This is a genomic window from Ignatzschineria sp. LJL83, assembly GCF_054871845.1.
This window is the reverse complement of record NZ_JBTXLY010000009.1, coordinates 110,280-128,593: the sequence shown is the minus strand read 5'-3', so window position 1 is coordinate 128,593 and position 18,314 is coordinate 110,280. Positions and strand designations below refer to the sequence as shown.

General features: G+C 37.5%; 15 protein-coding genes, 2 tRNA genes, 1 other RNA gene and 1 pseudogene. 3 read left to right on the top strand and 16 right to left on the bottom strand.

Annotated elements, in window-relative coordinates:
• Positions 1 to 591: 591 nt before the first annotated feature.
• Together ACYSN2_RS07435 and ACYSN2_RS07430 are read right to left on the bottom strand one after the other, a co-directional pair.
• Positions 592 to 1,038: a multicopper oxidase domain-containing protein gene (locus tag ACYSN2_RS07435; RefSeq protein WP_461749622.1), complete on the bottom strand. Its 447-nt coding sequence runs from the start codon at positions 1,036 to 1,038 to the stop codon at positions 592 to 594.
• Between the two features lie 447 nt (positions 1,039 to 1,485).
• Positions 1,486 to 2,007: pseudogene (locus tag ACYSN2_RS07430) on the bottom strand (multicopper oxidase domain-containing protein); the annotation flags it as partial.
• A gap of 1,090 nt (positions 2,008 to 3,097) precedes the next feature.
• Between ACYSN2_RS07430 and ACYSN2_RS07425 the strand changes: the two are divergent.
• From ACYSN2_RS07425 to ACYSN2_RS07415, 3 genes are all read left to right on the top strand, one after another.
• Positions 3,098 to 4,570 carry a catalase gene (locus ACYSN2_RS07425; protein WP_461749620.1) on the top strand — a complete coding sequence of 491 codons (1,473 nt, stop codon included), beginning with the start codon at positions 3,098 to 3,100 and terminating at the stop codon, positions 4,568 to 4,570.
• A 238-nt stretch (positions 4,571 to 4,808) separates the two neighbouring features.
• Entirely contained in the window at positions 4,809 to 5,345 is a 537-nt protein-coding gene (locus tag ACYSN2_RS07420) for a GNAT family N-acetyltransferase (RefSeq protein WP_461749619.1), read from the top strand.
• A gap of 14 nt (positions 5,346 to 5,359) precedes the next feature.
• Positions 5,360 to 6,400 carry a cation diffusion facilitator family transporter gene (locus tag ACYSN2_RS07415; protein ID WP_461749618.1) on the top strand — a complete coding sequence of 347 codons (1,041 nt, stop codon included), beginning with the start codon at positions 5,360 to 5,362 and terminating at the stop codon, positions 6,398 to 6,400.
• Between the two features lie 141 nt (positions 6,401 to 6,541).
• On the opposite strand, the gene ACYSN2_RS07410 is transcribed toward ACYSN2_RS07415, so the two are convergent.
• The 14 genes from ACYSN2_RS07410 to fur form a co-directional block, all read right to left on the bottom strand.
• Positions 6,542 to 7,576, bottom strand: a complete 1,035-nt coding sequence (locus ACYSN2_RS07410) for a cytochrome-c peroxidase (protein ID WP_461749617.1) — start codon at positions 7,574 to 7,576, stop codon at positions 6,542 to 6,544.
• A gap of 291 nt (positions 7,577 to 7,867) precedes the next feature.
• Positions 7,868 to 8,209, bottom strand: a complete 342-nt coding sequence (locus tag ACYSN2_RS07405; protein WP_461749616.1) for a histidine triad nucleotide-binding protein — start codon at positions 8,207 to 8,209, stop codon at positions 7,868 to 7,870.
• An 8-nt stretch (positions 8,210 to 8,217) separates the two neighbouring features.
• Positions 8,218 to 8,811, bottom strand: a complete 594-nt coding sequence (recR, locus tag ACYSN2_RS07400) for a recombination mediator RecR (protein ID WP_461749615.1) — start codon at positions 8,809 to 8,811, stop codon at positions 8,218 to 8,220.
• Positions 8,812 to 8,826: 15 nt separating this feature from the next.
• Positions 8,827 to 9,156, bottom strand: a complete 330-nt coding sequence (locus tag ACYSN2_RS07395; RefSeq protein ID WP_461749614.1) for a YbaB/EbfC family nucleoid-associated protein — start codon at positions 9,154 to 9,156, stop codon at positions 8,827 to 8,829.
• Positions 9,157 to 9,334: 178 nt separating this feature from the next.
• Entirely contained in the window at positions 9,335 to 11,395 is a 2,061-nt protein-coding gene (dnaX, locus tag ACYSN2_RS07390; protein ID WP_461749613.1) for a DNA polymerase III subunit gamma/tau, read from the bottom strand.
• A gap of 35 nt (positions 11,396 to 11,430) precedes the next feature.
• Positions 11,431 to 11,527: signal recognition particle sRNA small type (gene ffs, locus ACYSN2_RS07385), an RNA gene on the bottom strand.
• 28 nt (positions 11,528 to 11,555) lie between these two features.
• Positions 11,556 to 11,629 (bottom strand) — tRNA-Cys (locus ACYSN2_RS07380).
• A 6-nt stretch (positions 11,630 to 11,635) separates the two neighbouring features.
• Positions 11,636 to 11,711, bottom strand: a tRNA-Gly gene (locus tag ACYSN2_RS07375).
• 69 nt (positions 11,712 to 11,780) lie between these two features.
• Positions 11,781 to 12,068 carry an STAS domain-containing protein gene (locus ACYSN2_RS07370; RefSeq protein WP_461749612.1) on the bottom strand — a complete coding sequence of 96 codons (288 nt, stop codon included), beginning with the start codon at positions 12,066 to 12,068 and terminating at the stop codon, positions 11,781 to 11,783.
• A 28-nt stretch (positions 12,069 to 12,096) separates the two neighbouring features.
• Entirely contained in the window at positions 12,097 to 12,708 is a 612-nt protein-coding gene (locus tag ACYSN2_RS07365) for an MlaC/ttg2D family ABC transporter substrate-binding protein (protein ID WP_461749611.1), read from the bottom strand.
• 60 nt (positions 12,709 to 12,768) lie between these two features.
• Positions 12,769 to 13,776 (bottom strand): UDP-N-acetylmuramate dehydrogenase, encoded by a 1,008-nt coding sequence (gene murB / locus ACYSN2_RS07360; protein WP_461749610.1) that lies wholly within the window; start codon positions 13,774 to 13,776, stop codon positions 12,769 to 12,771.
• 187 nt (positions 13,777 to 13,963) lie between these two features.
• Positions 13,964 to 15,874: a peptidylprolyl isomerase gene (locus ACYSN2_RS07355; protein WP_461749609.1), complete on the bottom strand. Its 1,911-nt coding sequence runs from the start codon at positions 15,872 to 15,874 to the stop codon at positions 13,964 to 13,966.
• Between the two features lie 233 nt (positions 15,875 to 16,107).
• Positions 16,108 to 17,724 (bottom strand): ArnT family glycosyltransferase, encoded by a 1,617-nt coding sequence (locus ACYSN2_RS07350; protein ID WP_461749608.1) that lies wholly within the window; start codon positions 17,722 to 17,724, stop codon positions 16,108 to 16,110.
• The gene (gene fur, locus ACYSN2_RS07345; protein ID WP_461749607.1) at positions 17,709 to 18,131 is read right to left on the bottom strand and encodes a ferric iron uptake transcriptional regulator; all 423 of its coding nucleotides are present in this window, start codon (positions 18,129 to 18,131) and stop codon (positions 17,709 to 17,711) included. The genes ACYSN2_RS07350 and fur overlap by 16 nt, the downstream gene beginning before the upstream one ends.
• Between the last annotated feature and the right edge of the window lie 183 nt (positions 18,132 to 18,314).

The window sequence follows — 18,314 nt, the reverse complement described above, 5'->3', positions numbered from 1 at the left end:
AGTGTTTAGCAAGCTAATCAACATCTCGTTGACCGCCCGGTGAATCTCTCACCGCCCTAAGCAGACGAACAATATTACAGAAGTGATTCGAAGTTGTCAATTTTATTTTTGATCTCTTTTTAAGCACCGATTCAATTTTATAAACTTCCTAAAACCGAACTTAAACTTAAAAGAGAGAAGCTAATCTTACCGATAAGTCCAAACTACAAACCTATCAAAACCCGCCTCCTTCCGAACCTTTCTCAACGTTGCCGTCAATCAAGAAGGTGTATATTACGCCTTTATTTTTTTTTGGCAAGTTTATTTTAAAAAAACCAACAAAAAATGAGAAATCAAAACTATCCAATTGATACTCATGACAAAAGATTTTAGACAAACACAAAATAATCATAGTTCATTCTCTATCCATCCCGCAATCTCTCTAAATACTTGCCATATATCTAAGGTTTATTTTCTATTGGTACCTCATTCAAGTGATAAATAATTGACGCATTCAAATATGATAAAACATAAAGACTTATTAGAATTAAAACAAAACAGCAACCAAGATTGATTGCTGTTTACGCTTATATAAAATATCACTTTTCAGTACTAGACAGTTTCTAATTGCCCCATCATTCCTAACGTTTCATGTTCCAATATATGACAGTGATACATCCTTAACCCTTGATCTTCTTGCTTCATAATTAACGTCAATCTCTCATAAGGCTTTAGATTAATAGTATCTTTGAAGGCTTTATCCGTGATCTTCTTAGTAATTCCATTTAATTCTTGCTCGACTACATAAAACTGCGTGCCGTGAATATGAAAATTATGATCCATATGAGTATTATTAAATACAACCCACTCTTCAACTGCTCCTTGTTTCACAATTTCATCGACACGATCCATATCATGCATCTTGCCATTCACTAAAAAGAGTAATTGATTCCGATTCATAACCTCACGGTATTCTATAGAGTGTGTTTTAGTCGGTGCCTGATATTCTGGAAGCTCCGTAATGACACTCGGCAATGCATAAGCTCCCTCTTGACGCATATTAATCGTTGCTAAAGTATAACTTGGAGTTACAGAAATAGGACCCATTTTGCTTCGATTATAACTTAAGTTAATCAGTCCCACTTGTCCATGACGCTTCGGAATAACCACAAGCTCAACTCTCTCTCCCGGCGATAAAAGAATTTTCTCGAGCAATTGTGGCTTCTCAATAAATCCACCATCAGTTGCAATCAAGTAACTATCAGCAAAACTAAAGTCTAAATATAGATATCGCGAAGAACAAGCATTCCATACTCGAATTCTCGTCGCTCCTTCCAACTCAATATTAGGATTCAGCACACCATTTACCAAAGTAAACTGCCCCTCTCGACCATTCATCCAATCAAAGAAAGAATTTTCAGCAATCGAGCCATCTTGATGCAGTTTTAAATCAGAGATTAATAAATGTTTTTCAGGAAGTTCCTTAAAAATATCTTCTTTCGCCTTAACGATAAATGTACCTGCTAACCCCTTAAAAACTTGCTTAGCCACCGTTCCATGCCCATGTGGATGATACCAATAAGTTCCTGCTGTTCCTTCAGGAATTTTAAAAGTATAGACCCTAGATGCTTGTGGCTTTATTTCATCTTACGGATTTCCATCTTCAGAAGCGGGCACTAAAAGCCCATGCCAGTGAACAGTTGTTGGCTCATCTAACTCATTAATCACTGTTATAGAAACTGTATCCCCTTCCGTTACTACAATTTGTGGCCCTGGTATTTCACCATTATAAGCCCATACTTCTGTGTCCATTCCCGGCACCAAAGATACATTTGCTTTCTGAACGCGCAATGTTCCTTTAAATTCACCGGCAATGGCACTTTCATTCGGAAGCATCTTTAAGTTCGGCAATACCGATCCCGATGGCATTTTTTCTACCGGCAATAAGTTCTGATTTGCGGTACGCATGATCTCAATATCTTGCAGCGTCAATTTCCTTAACCCTAATTGATAACCTTCCCTTACCATCGGTGGCACTCCCATCTCTTGCATCATGCCATGTCCGGACTGTGACATCATTCCACCATGATCCATATCCCCCATCCTTCCATGATTCATCGTTTTAGCTCCATAAGCTAATAATGGAGAAATTCCTAATGCTCCCAGTGACGCAATTCCTTGAACTAAAAACTGACGACGATTCTTATGTTGTCTACTATTTTTCATAATTTTGATTCCTATAATTAAATATATAATTCAATAATCAATAAGTATTTAGGAATTAAAAGTACTCTAGATAATTGTATCTACAAGCTAACTGATACAAGTAGCTAGATACTCAAAACACGCCTTATCCTAAACCCATCAATTGATAATTTTCAGATCTCCTTCATCACCCACATTAATAAGATGTTGAAAATCTGATAAAAATCCACAATTTAATGCTTGAAAAATAACGTTCATAACCTCTTTAAATTCATACGTTTTTATTACTGATTAAATTTAAAGATATGAACTTAGATATTACGCCTTGGAGGAGGCGTCTCTACACTAATAAAGGAAATGAATCTCTCGGCAATCATAGTTTCTGGGAAGATAGATTTAAAGTCAGTAAATAACATCTCTATATTACTAACTATAAAATGACATAATGTCGTGCAATGAGTCATCGTTTCATGATCACAACAAACCATATTGGTATATGCGACATGATCTACAGCACTTATGGAACTCTCATTTAGGAGAGGAATATTTTCTGGAATTACCGCCGAACCATGGAAATAGAAGGACGAAAAAGAAGATTGCAACAGCAATATCGCAATTAGCGTTAACAAGATCTTCTTCGTAAAATTAGCCCTATTCATACCCACATATTATTATAAATATTTATAAAAAACAATTATTTATAACATGCGATATGTTTTTTAAATAAATGTCATTTCGAAGATCATTATAAAAGAGATTAATTTTATTCACTTCCTCATTACGATTTTTTCAGCCATGATGACTTCAACAAAAAGGTATCTGAACGGCGTTAAGATTAATGTGGTGCAAGAAGCATTAATCCATAATAAAACAAATTATTACAATAAATTATCAAATTATAGGAGTGATCAGTATGACAACCCATAAAAAATACCTCACAACAGCTGCCGGTGCTCCCGTAGCGAATAACCAAGATGTATTAACCGCTGGTCGTCGTGGCCCGATGTTATTGCAAGATGTTTGGTTTTTAGAAAAACTTGCGCATTTTGATCGTGAAGTCATTCCTGAGCGCCGAATGCATGCGAAAGGTTCTGGCGCATTTGGGAAATTCACTGTCACCCACGATATTACTCAATATACCTCTGCAAAAATCTTTTCAGAAATCGGGAAAGAGACTGAGATGTTTGTTCGATTCTCAACCGTTGCCGGAGAGCGAGGCGGTGCAGATACTGAACGTGATATTCGTGGCTTTGCCATGCGTTATTACACCGAAGAAGGTAACTGGGATTTAGTTGGAAATAATACGCCGGTATTTTTCTTTCGTGATCCCCTCAAATTCCCGGATTTGAATCATGCAGTAAAACGCGATCCACGCACAAATATGCGCTGCCCAAATACCAACTGGGATTTTTGGACGCATTTACCGGAAGCACTCCATCAAATTACCATTACAATGAGTGATCGCGGCATTCCTCGTTCGTATCGCTATATGCATGGATTCGGAAGCCATACATTCAGCTTCATTAACGCGCAAAAAGAACGTTTTTGGGTAAAATTCCATTTTGTATCACAACAAGGTATTGAAAACTTAACCGATGCGGAGTCGGAAGCGATCATTGGTAAGGATCGAGAAGCAAGCCAACGAGATCTCTACAATGCCATTGAAAATGGAGATTATCCGAAATGGGATATGTTCATTCAAGTCATGACATTAGAAGAAGCGGAAAATATGCCGTACAACCCTTTTGATCTCACAAAAGTTTGGTATAAAAAGGATTTCCCTCTTATTCCCGCTGGAACATTCGAGCTCAATCGTAATCCTGATAACTATTTTCAAGATGTTGAGCAAGCCGCATTCAATCCTGCGCATGTGGTTCCCGGCATTGGCTTTTCGCCAGATCGTATGTTACAAGGCCGTCTTTTCTCATATGGCGATGCACAGCGTTATCGCTTAGGTGTAAACCATCATCAAATTCCGGTCAATTCTCCAAAATGCCCTGTTCATAGCTTTCATAGAGATGGTGCAATGAGAATGGATGGCAACCAAGGTAGCCGGATTGCTTATGAACCCAATAGTTACAGCGAATGGGAAGAAGCTCGCCATCTACAAGAACCTGAATTAGATCTGATTGGCCCGGCAACGCATTGGGATTTCAGAGCAGATGATGACAACTACTTTGAGCAACCCGGCAAACTCTTTATGCTGATGAATAATGAAGAACAACAGCGTTTATTTGATAATACCGCTCGCAATATGGGCGATAGCGAAGATCATATTAAAGTTCGCCATATTATCCATTGCTATAAAGCTCATCCTGATTACGGAAAAGGCGTTGCAAGGGCGCTTAATTTTGATATTGATGAGATTATTTCCTCTATCAAATAATTCAGACAAGATGCATAACCTATAAATATCGCATGACGATATAAAATCAGCACCTCATAAAGAACACAATTTCTTATGAGGTGTTTTTTTCGATAAAATTTCTAAAAAACATTTCATAGCAAGTAATGCTAAAATATTAGGTCGCTAAAAACATTCAAAACTTCTCATATTTGCTTTGCGCAAAGCATCCGCAGAAGCTCTTTTCTTTAAAACATCGCCTCAAAAGGATCTTATATTTATGTTTTATCAATTAGCTAAAAACCGTATTTTAGAAACAGAACGTTTAATCCTTCGCCCTATTACTTTAGATGATAGCGAAGATCTTTTTGAATATGCGAGTGATCCTGAAAACACGATACATACTTTCCCAACACATCAATCTATTGAAGAAACACAGTGGATCATTGCGAACCTTTTCATGACTTCGCCATTAGGGAACTTTGCGATTATCTTAAAAGAGAACAATAAGATGATTGGTACTTGCGATCTTCGTGTGAATGAAAGCGAGAAATCAGCAGAACTTGCCTATGCGATTAATAAAAAGTATTGGGGCAACGGTTATGCGCCGGAAGCTGCAACTCGTCTATTAGACTTAGCTTTTAATGATCTTAAAATTGAGCGTTTATGGGCAAAATTCTCTTCCGAAAATCCTGCATCTGGCAGAGTAATGGAAAAAATCGGCATGGAAAAAGAAGGCACACTTCGCCATACGAAAAACTTATGCAGCGATTTTGTTGATCAAGTAGTTTATAGCCGTATCAAGAATACTATCTAAAGAGCGTATTTAGCATGATGAATAAAGATGATAAAGCGAACTACAATTTTCAAAAATTGATTTTTGTAGTTGCGGTTCTTCTCTTCTTAATAAAACTAGTGGCATGGTATATCACTTCCTCAGTTGCGATCTTAACGGATACTTTAGAGAGCATTACCAATATGCTTGCCGGTGCTTTTACGCTGTTTAGTTTATATCTATCGGCAAAACCGAAAGATCATAATCATCCGCATGGTCACGGTAAGATTGAATTTATCTCTGCAAGCGTGGAAGGCACCCTAATCTTTGTTGCCGGCATTATTATTATCTATGAAGGTATTAAGCGATTATTAGATTCTGATGGCGCTTTAACAAACCTTAGCTCCGGATTAGTGCTCATTGCAGTGACGGCCGTGATTAACTACATTGTCGGTTTCTATGCTATTCGCCGTGGGAAAAAACATAATGTCTTACCGCTCATTGCCGGCGGAAAACATCTACATTCCGATACTTACTCTACTATTGGTATCATTTTAGGATTGTTATTAGTTTGGTTAACAGGATGGCAATGGCTAGATGCTGCGATTGCGCTTCTATTTGGTGGGATTATTATTCATTCAGGATTCAAAATTCTTCGAGAATCCATTGCCGGCATTATGGATGAAGCCGACGAGGACTTGATTGAAGAATTCGTTGAAGTCATAAACCAAAATCGCTCTCCTTATTGGATTGATCTGCATAAAGTCAGATTTATCAAATATGGTAATCATGTCCATTTAGATGCGCACTTAACGCTTCCATGGTATCTCAATATGCGGGAAGCACATCTAGAACTCGATAAAATGAAAGATGTTTTGGAGCAAAAATTTGGAGATAAGCACGAGATGTATATCCATACGGATGATTGCAAACCCTTCTCATGCCAAATCTGCTCTCTCAAAGATTGTGCGCAACGGCAGATGAGGTTTGTTGGTAGCATTGAATGGACACCAAGACTGATTTCTGAAGATCAAAGACATGATATTCAAGATCTTGAAGCCCAAAGAATTGAAAGATTAGAGCACATTTCCCCCTAATATCTTTCCCTAAACATTATTTCCCCAACTAATAAAATAAAAATGATTCATAAAAAAGAGCCTTTCCTGGATAAGAAAGGCTCTTTAACTATCATACTTTTATAGCGAAATGAGATTTACATCCTCTGCTCCGCGATATATTTATCTCGCTGCAAATGGCTCTGGTAACGGCGTATTATTATTAGATGCAGGCAAGATTGGCATGCTCAATTCTGGTTGATCGCCCGTTAATGTACCAAAGAAAGCAACGATTTTATCAGTTTCTTCATCTGTAAAGTTACGGCCTAATTGTAAACGACCCATTATTTTTGTCGCTTCTTCTAAGGTATTTACCTGACCATCATGGAAGTACGGATAGGTTAATGCTACATTTCGAAGTGTTGGCACTTTAAAGAACATCTCATCGCTCTCTTTTCCGGTAAAGTCTGCAAGCCCTTTTGCAAGGTTATCCGTTTTATACTCTTCTAAAACACCCATTTTTTGGAAGCTTGAACCGCCAATCCCTTCACCGTAATGACATGCAACACAACCACTATTTCTAAAGAGCTCATAACCTTCTAACTCATTTGCAGTAATGGCATTATCATCACCACGAAGCCATTGGTCAAAACGGGAGTTTGGCGTAATGAGTGTTTCTTCAAATACCGCAATCGAATCCGTAATGCGATCAATATTCACTTCCCCATCGCCGTAAACAGTCGTGAATTCTTCCACATATCCGGGAATTGAAGCAATAACTTCTACCACTAAATCATGATCAGATGCCATTTCTTTTGGATTTTCAATAGGACCGCCGGCTTGTTCTTTCAAACTCTCCGCTCTTCCATCCCAGAATTGAACAAAGTTCAAACTAGAGTTAAGAACCGTTGGAGAGTTAATCGGTCCTTCTTGCCATTGATGCCCAACGGAAGTGGGTAAGTTATCCGATCCGCCCATACTCAAGTTATGGCATGAGTTACACGAGATAAAACCAGATTTAGATAATCTTGGATCAAACCATAGTTTTTTACCTAACTCCGCTTTCCCCTCATCAACCTCAACCTCTTGCACCAATGGCACAATAATTTCTGAACGAACAGAACCATTATTATTCATTTGCCCAAAGGAAATACTCATCATCAATCCTGCTGTCAGCAACCCAGCAATAGATAGTTTATTTACACTAATTCTTGTCATATTCACCACTAATCCTTAATTTTTAAATACACCGGTAAGAATCGTCATCTTATTAAGCATTCTTGACAAATGAAAGAAATAGAAATCTTATATAAAACTATTAAATAAAAATATAATTCAGATCAATATATGTAAATATATTTTTGAATTTATACTACATTTAGTATAGACAACTTACTAAGATATTGCCGAAACCATAATCTGCTGACATTTTCAATGCAACATAAAAAAAGCGATATCTCAAAAGACATCGCTTTATATTCATAATTCATTTAATAAAAACTGTAAAACCTAACCCGGTGGCCAAGTTAAACTTCTACCTGCCAGAAGATGTAAATGAATATGATCCACCGTTTGACCACCATCTTCATTACAATTGAATACCGTACGATACCCCTTCTCTGCAAAACCTTGCTCTTCTGCAATTTTTTTAGCAACTAAGAAAAGTTTCCCCATTAAATGTGCATTATCTGCATTCAAATCATTTAAAGTGGGAATCTCTGTTTTAGGGATAATCAAGATATGTACCGGCGCTTGCGGCGAAATATCTTCAAATGCTAACACTTCATTATCTTCATAAACGATGTTAGCAGGAATCTCTTTTTGGATAATCTTACTAAAAATTGTACTCATAATACCTCTCAATAACTCTTTCGAGCTGAAAAAGCATGTGAAAGCGTTCCGCCATCCAAATATTCAAGCTCGCCACCCAATGGAACTCCATGGGCAATTCGACTTACTAAAATATCGTATTGTTTAGCAATCTCTGCAACATAATGCGCCGTTGCTTCACCTTCAACCGTGGAATTAGTCGCAAGAATAATCTCTTGAATCACGCCTTCGGCAAAGCGTTTTTCCAAAAGATCTAATCCTAACTCTGAAGGCCCTATCCCATCTAAAGGAGATAATCGCCCAAAAAGTACGAAATATCGCCCCTTATATTCGACATTCTGGCGAAGCGCAAAAACATCCACAGGATTCTCAACGATACAAAGAAGTCCGTCATTACGACTCATATCCTGACAGTCATCACAAATATCATGATCTGTTAAATTACGACACTGAGAGCATTTACGAATAGAATCAAGTGCATTTGTTAAAGAATGACTCAGCTTTTCAGCGCCTTTCGGATTCCGTTCAAGCAAATAAAGCGCCATTCTTAGCGCTGTTTTTTGACCAACTCCCGGTAAGATTCGTAATGAATCAACCACATTTTGCAATGATTTTGGATACATGAATTAATCCTTTAATTAGAAGCCTGGAATTTTCATGCCAGCAGGAAGACCTAAACCACCTGTCACTTCCGCCATTTTTTCTGCTGATGTTGCTTCCACTTTAGATAATGCATCATTAAATGCCGCACCTAAAAGGTCTTCTAACATCTCTTTATCATCTTCCATTAAAGAATCATCAATACGAATTGAACGAACAACATGACGGCAGCTCATTTCAATTTTAACTAAACCTGCTCCAGATTCACCCACAACATTCACTTCAGCAAGTGCTTCTTGTGCTTTTTCCATATCTTTTTGCATACGCTGAGCTTTTTGCATCATCCCAGCAATTCCACCTTTAAACATAGTAACTCCTTATTCTTTTCAATGATTCATTCTATATTTAGAAAAACAGAGTAAATTCAGATCTCTAAAATCTTTTTTCATCCCTATTTTCTATAAAAGATTACCTAATATACTTTATTTCTACTGCAAAAGGATGAACAATTATTTTATTCATCTTTAATGATCTCCAATCTGATCTTTAATCTCGAGATTTTAAGGTTTTAGTTAATAAGACAGCATCAAATTCTCTTTCAAGATATTGTACAACTTCATCATTCTTAAAACTTGCGAGCGTATTTTGAAATTTCTCTTCATCTAATCTCTCAGTTCGCTCATGAAGGTTTTCATCCTGTAGCTCTTCAACATATTCAATCTTGCAAGCAATACTCTTCCCAATAGTTGAGGAGATCGCCATTGCCAATCTCATTTCCGCTTCATCAATACGAAATGCTTTTACTGACAATGGTCTTTCTAATATCAGATCATCGCCCTGAAAGCTCTTAAAAACTAAGCTATGTGCAATTCCCAACAATACACTTTCGAGTTTCAAATGAGAAAGCAGAGATAGCCAATCTTCATTATTTCGTAGCAAAAAGCTTTCTGCCGTTTTTAATGCCGACAACTCGGCAGTTTTTATTGAATCTTTGAGTGCAGCCGATTCAGCGCAGATTTCTGGCATTAACTCAGCACACCGATCATCATGATCTTCAATAACCTCATCCCTAAATTGAGATAACTCTTCACCTTCCATAAATAGGGATTCGGAGCTAGAATTCATCTCTTCCACTGCAAATTCAAGTGTGTTTTTTTGCACTAGAGAATCATCACCACTATCTGCATCCCCACTTCTCTCTACTTCAACCTCAATTTGAGATTCATGCTCATTCATTGAGCCTACTACAATACTATCAAGATTTTCAGGCAGATCTGAAGAATGATCTTCCCAAGGGAGATCGACTTTTATATTGTGATGATGGTCACCGGCAAGAGAATCTGCGAATTCACTGGTCATATTCTGAGTATTGACTACTTCTGATTCAGAATTATTACCTGACACAGTGGTTGCTTCAGCATTCCCAACCGAAAGCTCATGAGAAACTTCATTTAATGCCGAGGAAGAGTCGATCAAGACTGATTCTTCAAGTTGTTCACTTTTTTTTTGAGCCTGAGCAACACCAACAGGTGCTGCCGGTGCAAAGAGAATCATTCTAAGAAGCGTCATCTCAAACCCGACTTCACTATTAGGATGATTATAGAGATCTTTACGACCGTTCAACGCGACTTGATAAAAGAGCTGAAGATCTTCTGGCGAAAATTCTTGCGCTAAAGCTTGCATCTCACTACTTTCAGCTTCACAAATCTCCGGCGATAATTGCATCATTGTTAATAAATGGAAAGCATCTATAAGATCTTCTAAGAAGCGATAATAATCTAAGCCATTTGCTTTCAGTATATTCAATGCAGATAAAAGCTGAGCACTCTCTTTAGTCGCTAAAGCTTGCAATATTTGAACAAGATATTGTGAATCGATTAACCCCAACATTTCGTGAGTTAATTGAAATTGGATATTCTGCCCAGTATATGCGATAGCCTGATCTAAAAGAGAAAGCGCATCACGCATACTGCCATCACCGGCTTTCGCGATAAGTTTTACAGCACTTTCTTCATAAGGTATCTCTTCACTTTGTAATATTTTCTCTAATTGCAAAGTAATCTCTTGATCTTGAATACGCTTTAACTGAAATCTTAAACAGCGTGATAATACAGTCACCGGCAATTTTTGCGGATCCGTTGTCGCTAACAAAAATTTCACATGACTAGGCGGCTCTTCTAAGGTTTTAAGTAGTGCATTAAAGCTACTATTAGAGAGCATGTGAACTTCATCTATGAGATAGATTTTATAGCGGCCACGTGTGGGTGCATATTGGACATTATCAAGGATCTCTCTTGTATCTTCGACACGCGTTCTAGAAGCCGCATCGATTTCGATAAGATCTACAAATCGACCTTCATCAACTTCTTTACAAATAGAACATTCTCCACAAGGAGTAGAGGTAATACCTGTTTCACAATTGAGAGATTTTGCAAAGATTCTTGCGAGAGTGGTCTTACCAACACCTCGAGTGCCGGTAAATAGAAATGCATGATGCAATCTATTATTATCTAAACCATTTGAGAGAGCTTGAACTACATGAGGCTGACCAATGACTTCGTTAAAGGTTCGAGGTCGCCATTTGAGTGCGAGAACTTGTTGAGTCATTAGTATCATCACTTATCTAATAATATGGAGATGACCCGTATTAGCCGACCCATAACACATGAAGGTCTTGCTTGTGCTGCTTTCTTCCGAACCTGACACGGTTAACAATAATTCATTGTTAGGAAACCAATACAGGCCACCATAAACATGGCCATAAATTTGGAGGCTGGAGCCAGAATCGAACTGGCGTAAGCGGATTTGCAATCCGCGGCATAACCATTTTGCTATCCAGCCTTATATTGGAGCGGGAAACGAGACTCGAACTCGCGACCCCAACCTTGGCAAGGTTGTGCTCTACCAACTGAGCTATTCCCGCTAAGTGAAGATATGTATTATAGCTACAAATCTTCAGCAGTCAACACATCGAGAGTTTTTTATACAGCTTTTAAAACAATAATGTTTTGACCTGATATAAATCTAATAATTGGACTAAATTATCTGGCGCATTAGAAACCTCAACTTCCGGAAATTTCTTTTTAATTTCAACCAACAACGCAATAATTGCACTATCACATTCGATGACTTGCGACAAATCCACCACCGCCGGAGAAACTTCCTTAAAAGCCAGCTGTATCTGTTTCCATTGCTCAGGAATTGTAAATTTATCATAACAACCCTGCAATTGATACACAGCTTCTACTGAATCAACCACGAAATAATCGCATTTATTCATTTTTTAGCCCTACTATCTAAATGACAACTTATTTATTTTTTCTTTTCAAGACATCAATCATTCCTGAAACGCCTTGCTTAGAAACTAACTCCCTAATCTCAGAACGATAGTTGGCCACAATACTAATTCCCTCTACCGATACATCGTAAACCATCCAACGATTGCCTGACTTAATCATAGAGTAGTTAATAGCAACTGCCGGTCTATTGCGTGAAATAATCTCAGATCTTACAGTAACTTCATCGCCTTTAGCTGCATTAGGTGGCAATGGAAGAACCTTTAAGGTTTCATCAGTATAATCTAGCAATACGCCTGCATAAGAATTAATTAGGAGCTTCTTAAATTCATTTGTGAATTCATTTCTCTGCTGAGGAGTTGCATCCCTCCATGAACGCCCCATGACCCACTGAGAAATAGTCCCAAAATCAAAACGAGGGACTAAAATACTCTCAACAATCCCATAAACCTTTGAAGGGTTTTTCTGCAAAGTCGTTTTTTCTGCCTTTAACGTCGAAAAAAGCTGATCTGAAGTATTTTTAATAACACTCACAGGATCTTCCTGCGCAAAGCTCGCCTGAAACATACTCAGGAATGTCACAAAAAAACTAAAAACTAAGAACTTTCTTAAATTTATCTTCATTCTGTATCCTATAAATAATTACACACAATGTATTGATTATACCGTAAAGTAAATCAGCTATTATAATATTAATGGTTCAGGCTCTAATAGAACACCAAAATCTTGATATACTTTCTCCTGAACCTTCAATGCATGACGCCATAGAGCCTCTCCAGTAGCTCCGCCTAGATTGACTAAAACAAGCGCTTGCTTCTCATACATTCCCACACAACCATCATAGCTTCCTTTAAATCCAGCAAGCTCTATCAGTTGCCCTGCCGCTAATTTCACCTCTGAGGAATTCTGAGGATACCACACTAAGTTGGGGTATTTTAAAAGCAAGTCTTCTAAATCCAAGCTATTAACAATCGGATTTTTAAAAAAACTCCCCCCATTACCAATAATTTTAGGGTCTGGCAATTTGCTACTCCGAACCGCAACGACACCATCAAATACATCCGGCATCTCTAATAACGCTAATGCTTGACCTCTTTCTATAAAAAACTGTTCTAATGCTTGGTATTTAATAATCGGCTTCATTTCTCGATACAATCTAAACGTTACCGCAGTAATAAAATAGCGCCCACGATTTTGCTTAAATATACTATCTCGATATGCAAATTCACATTCATCTTGTGACAATAACAACAGTTGCTGACTTAAGGTGTCAAATACCTCTACAGCTTCAATATACTGCCCAACCTCTGCTCCATACGCACCAATATTTTGTACAGGCGCAGCACCAACCGTACCTGGAATAAGCGCTAGATACTCAAGACCATGGATTCCTGAATTTTTCATTTTCTCAACAAAATCATGCCAATTCTCACCACCCATAGCTCTGACAAGAACTGTGTTTTCTTGCTCAGAAATGAGTTCAATTCCTTTCAGAGCATTCAAAAATACCGTACCAGAATAATCCTTAGTAAAAAGAATATTACTCCCTCCACCCAAGAAAAGATGAGGCTCTGGAAATCTCCTCATTTCCTCAAGGTCATCTATTTGTTCTATTGTGACAAAAAAACAACTATCAACAGCAACTCCAAAGCTATTATAATTTTCTAATGACTGACTTTCTGTAATCTTCATTCTTAAACCCACGCCTAAACTTGCAACCAAACCCATTCACTCTATCGATATTTCAAACAAATAATGCTTATCCCATAAAATCCAAAACTATTTTTTGAGCCAGAAAATCAAAAGAAGGTTGGCATTTCTACCAACCTTCTAGCAATTTCTAAAGATGCATTACTGCAAAATCACTCAATAGAAATTTCTATTCAAAGAAACCATTATTGTAAATTGTAATCTTACTATTATTGAATAAATACTTCATAAGCGCCTGATACTCAACAGTAGCCTCTCTTCCTTGAAGATATTCTTGCAACTCATTTTGATCCGACTCTGCTAAATCATCAATATTCCCACTATTAATTGCATTCACAGCGATGACAGCAATATGCCCATCAATATCCTCTACAAGATACTGTGGCGCATCATTCTCAAGTGTATGTACCTTTTGAAAACCGTTAGAAATCGCGAACTGCTCTACAGGCTTAGTTTGCAATTGCCCTACAGAGGTAATGGCTAAATCATTATATTGATTATACGCAAAACCTAGTTGCTCAATATCATTTTGAAAACTCTGAACATCGCCAGACTCAAGCATTGCATTGACCTGATTCGTCATCTCTTCTTTCGCTCTATTTTTAGCAAGTTCAGTTTTGATCTCATCATAACTCTCTTCTAACGTTTTTGAACGACTCTCTTCTTTATCTGCGATTCGCACAATCATGGCATGATCGGCTTGCCCATTAAATGCAAAAGGCAAACTGTTCTTATGATTATCTGTCACATCATAAGTATTTAAAGCAGTCCAAACACTTGGATTTGCAAGCAGACCTTCTTGAACATCAAAATTAAGCCATGCTGTTTCCTGCATTTTCAGCCCTAAATCCTGCGCAATCTCTCCCAAAGACTCTGTGTATGTCTCTGCAAGCTCCTGCATTCTCACTTCTTTTGCCATATAAGCATCATTTTTACGTTTATCCTGCAATGATTGCTCCGCCGCTGTTACAAGCGCATCTTCATTTGCATATGGACTAGATATTTTCAAAAGATGAATCATGTGAACTTCACCATCTGTATCAAATGGCGATGAAAATGGCGCTTTTTCTGTTAAAGAAAACAATGCATCATCAAATGCCGGGATACCTGCAGCCCCATATTTAAAGTTACCATTTTGGTTATAGTAAGCATTATCGATTTGTGCAATTTCATTTTTTGCTTCATCAATTGTCATTTCGCCAGATTCAAGTTGCGCTTTCAGATCATTTAAAACATCTATCGCATCATTTTTTTCTGCGACATTTGAAAATTCGATCGTGAACTGCTCTGACAGTCTCTGTTCATTCTGTTGCTTCAAACTCTCCGCTTCAGCTGAAATTTCTTCTGAACTAAAAGAAGGCTGACCCTCTAATGCAATCGCATTCTGAGCAAGCTCAATATATTGCAATTTCACAAGATTCGGGGTTTTATATTGATCTGCTGCCTGATCATATTTTTTTTGCACCTCATCTTCAGAAACCGCAATGCTATCTAAGCCTTCTAGATAGTTGTATGTTGCAATTTCTAAATCTCTTTTTTGCCCCAAGAATGCAATTTGAGCATTTAATTCTTTTTCAGGAACAAAAGCACTATTTACCAAAGCTTCTCTTACAATACGCTCTTCTAAATCTCGACGAATTGCTTCTTCAAATGTTTCAATGTTATACCCTGAATAAAATAATGCTGTTTTATAAGTCTCTTGATCAAATACACCATCTAATTGAAAAGCAGGAATAGAGATGATTTCTTCAGCTACCGCTTTATCAGATACTCTAACCTTCCAATCCTTAATTTGACTATCTAAAGCGCGACGTTGTAATAAATCTTGTCTTGCAATCAACTTATATTGTCTTTGCACATCTTCAGTTAAATCCCCCTGCGTATTGGCATTGAGAAGTTGCTGATACTGCGCTTCAACTTCTTGCAATATCACTTTTTGCCCATTAACAGTCGCAACGGTATCAGCACTTGGTCCGCTAAAAATTTGCGTTCCACCAATTCCAGCTAAAGAAACTCCAACACCAACCAATAATATCTTGGCCCAAACGCTATTAGAGTGATCACGGATGAATTGCATCATAATTAAAACTTATCCTTTTATTCGTATTTAGATTCCGTCAACATCATTAATTAAATTCAACAATTTGTATTTATTAATTTTAAATTATTAAATAGCTGAAAGTATATACTATCAAATAGTATTAAATAAACTCCTATTTGAACTAACGTACAATTTAAAATCAAATCATCTTCAATTACAAAGATAATAGATCAAACTACTAAGAGATAAACAACATCATCTCAAAATGTTAACTATAGAATATCTTCTATAGTTTTAATGCCTTTTTGATCGATAAAATCTAGCAGGCTATCTACTTTCATTATTACTAAATATTTCCCTCGAAAAGGTTGCCAATACTCAACTCGCTCAGAACCAAATTGTGAGTAATTTTCCACATATAAGATAACTCTCGAATATCGACTCTTTTCCTTCAATGCCAATAGATCTCTGAGCGACCCAACTTCAACTAAAGGATCTTTAAGCTTACCCACGAAATGCAGATGCCCCCTATAACTATCCGCATGCCCCACAGGTATGGACTGAGATTGATACCAACTCAATCTTTCACCCACTGGCTTCAAGTCATAAAAGTCTGTCGCCACTCTTACTACGCCGAAATTCATTGCCAAAGTCAAAGCGATACTCATCAATGCTAAGGTCATAATTCTTGTGTGACTTGCATTAAAAATCAAGGTAATTCCAAATAGTAAAAGCCCTGCACCCCAAAAAGGAGAGACTCGCCCTACCCATTCCGGCAAATTAAAGTAGATATAATTGTATGGAACGATAATCATCAGCAAGCCAATCATCATCATAAACAATACTATCGGTAGAACATCTCTCTTTCGACTGAAGCCTGGCTGGTAAATTCTTGCAACAATCAATGCAAATGCTGGATAAATAGGTAAAAGTGCCTCTAAAGAGGTCAAACTTAAGATTCCTAACGTAATCACTAGCGAAAAAAACCATATCTCCACAAAACGCAACGAGCTATCGCGATCCACAATCCGATACAGTCGATACAATCTCAACCAAAATAACCACGGGAACAAAACTATCATTAAATTAATGACATAAATATAGAGCGGTGGAAACTGCACAAATGCTTTTAAAATATATCTAAAGCCCAATGCATCAAACAGAGAAATATTATAGGTGTGCGTGACGATCAAAGCCCAAACAAAAAACAGCGCCAAAGATATTAATATCCCAACACCCCCGTAGGCATATATCTCTTTCCAACGATTCCTAGACCAATAAGGCGCTAAAACAATAATCGATAAAACAACAAAGAGAAAAGAGAGTCCACCAGAATACAACCCTAAAGTTAGACTAAGCGTAAATGCGACCCACCATACATTTTGTTTAAATCGCCATACCCGAATTAAAAAATTCACCGTTAACATGAGGTAAAAGGTAAAGTAGACATATTCAACATTCGCTGTAGCAAATACCGTCCACATCAAACTCCCTATCAGTACAAGAGGTGCATTTGCTCGTATATTTCTCTTATCAGGCCATAATTGGTAAGCAGCCCAAGCAGTGAGAAAGAGCGTCCCTAAACTAAAAAAGCTAGCAACCACTCGCAAAGAAAATTCCGAAACACCAAAAATCTCCCACACCATGAGAGATATCCAATAATTCAAGGGATAAACGGAATGTTGATAAACCTCATTAATACTTGGATAGAGCCAATCCCCAGATTGATACAGCTCCCAAACAATTCCCGAAAAAAGAGTTTCCTGAAATGGCAATAGAGGTCTTGAAAACCACGTAGCAAAAAGAAGGATTAGCCAAACACTAATCCAAATAAATGCATAACGTCGAGTCGTAAACTCTTGACGTAAAAAAACTATTTCTCTCTGCATTGAGCACAGATACCGTGCAAAATAGTACGTGCATCGGTTAATTCATAGCCAAGCTCTTCAGCAATCTGCGCTTGTTTTTCATGAATTTTTCCATGTGAAAACTCACCAATATGCCCACAATTAATGCAGATAATATGATCATGCTGATCACCATCATCTATTTCAAACATCGACTGCCCGCCATCAAAGAAATGACGACGAACTAAACCCGCTTGTTCAAACTGTGTTAATACACGATAAACAGTTGCTAAACCAACTTCTTCCCCTGTACTACTGAGCTGTAAATAGATCTCTTCCGCCGTTAAATGACATACTGGAGTTGCCGCTGCTTTTGCTAAAATATCAAGGATCTTCAATCTTGGTAAAGTGACTTTTAATCCAGCATTTTTTAATTCAATCGAACTCATATAACTTCTTTCTCTCCATTTTTAACTCATAACATATGGACAATAAATCATTCATAATTACGAAGATATCGGGATTTAACATAGGTTTGAGTATAACCGTAAATATTGATAAATCCAAGCGATGATCAAGCTGTGCGCATTTACAGATTTCATTTAGACACCAATCAAGCCAAACTACAGATA

Coding starts and splice junctions, on each gene's coding strand:
- ACYSN2_RS07350 (WP_461749608.1), bottom strand. CDS start 17,724: ATGCAGAGAGAAATAGTTTTTTTACGTCAAGAGTTTACGACTCGACGT.
- ACYSN2_RS07415 (WP_461749618.1), top strand. CDS start 5,360: ATGATGAATAAAGATGATAAAGCGAACTACAATTTTCAAAAATTGATT.
- ACYSN2_RS07405 (WP_461749616.1), bottom strand. CDS start 8,209: ATGAGTACAATTTTTAGTAAGATTATCCAAAAAGAGATTCCTGCTAAC.
- ACYSN2_RS07435 (WP_461749622.1), bottom strand. CDS start 1,038: ATGCGTCAAGAGGGAGCTTATGCATTGCCGAGTGTCATTACGGAGCTT.
- ACYSN2_RS07425 (WP_461749620.1), top strand. CDS start 3,098: ATGACAACCCATAAAAAATACCTCACAACAGCTGCCGGTGCTCCCGTA.
- ACYSN2_RS07355 (WP_461749609.1), bottom strand. CDS start 15,874: ATGATGCAATTCATCCGTGATCACTCTAATAGCGTTTGGGCCAAGATA.
- murB (WP_461749610.1), bottom strand. CDS start 13,776: ATGAAGATTACAGAAAGTCAGTCATTAGAAAATTATAATAGCTTTGGA.
- ACYSN2_RS07395 (WP_461749614.1), bottom strand. CDS start 9,156: ATGTTTAAAGGTGGAATTGCTGGGATGATGCAAAAAGCTCAGCGTATG.
- dnaX (WP_461749613.1), bottom strand. CDS start 11,395: ATGACTCAACAAGTTCTCGCACTCAAATGGCGACCTCGAACCTTTAAC.
- ACYSN2_RS07370 (WP_461749612.1), bottom strand. CDS start 12,068: ATGAATAAATGCGATTATTTCGTGGTTGATTCAGTAGAAGCTGTGTAT.
- fur (WP_461749607.1), bottom strand. CDS start 18,131: ATGAGTTCGATTGAATTAAAAAATGCTGGATTAAAAGTCACTTTACCA.
- ACYSN2_RS07410 (WP_461749617.1), bottom strand. CDS start 7,576: ATGACAAGAATTAGTGTAAATAAACTATCTATTGCTGGGTTGCTGACA.
- ACYSN2_RS07365 (WP_461749611.1), bottom strand. CDS start 12,708: ATGAAGATAAATTTAAGAAAGTTCTTAGTTTTTAGTTTTTTTGTGACA.
- recR (WP_461749615.1), bottom strand. CDS start 8,811: ATGTATCCAAAATCATTGCAAAATGTGGTTGATTCATTACGAATCTTA.
- ACYSN2_RS07420 (WP_461749619.1), top strand. CDS start 4,809: ATGTTTTATCAATTAGCTAAAAACCGTATTTTAGAAACAGAACGTTTA.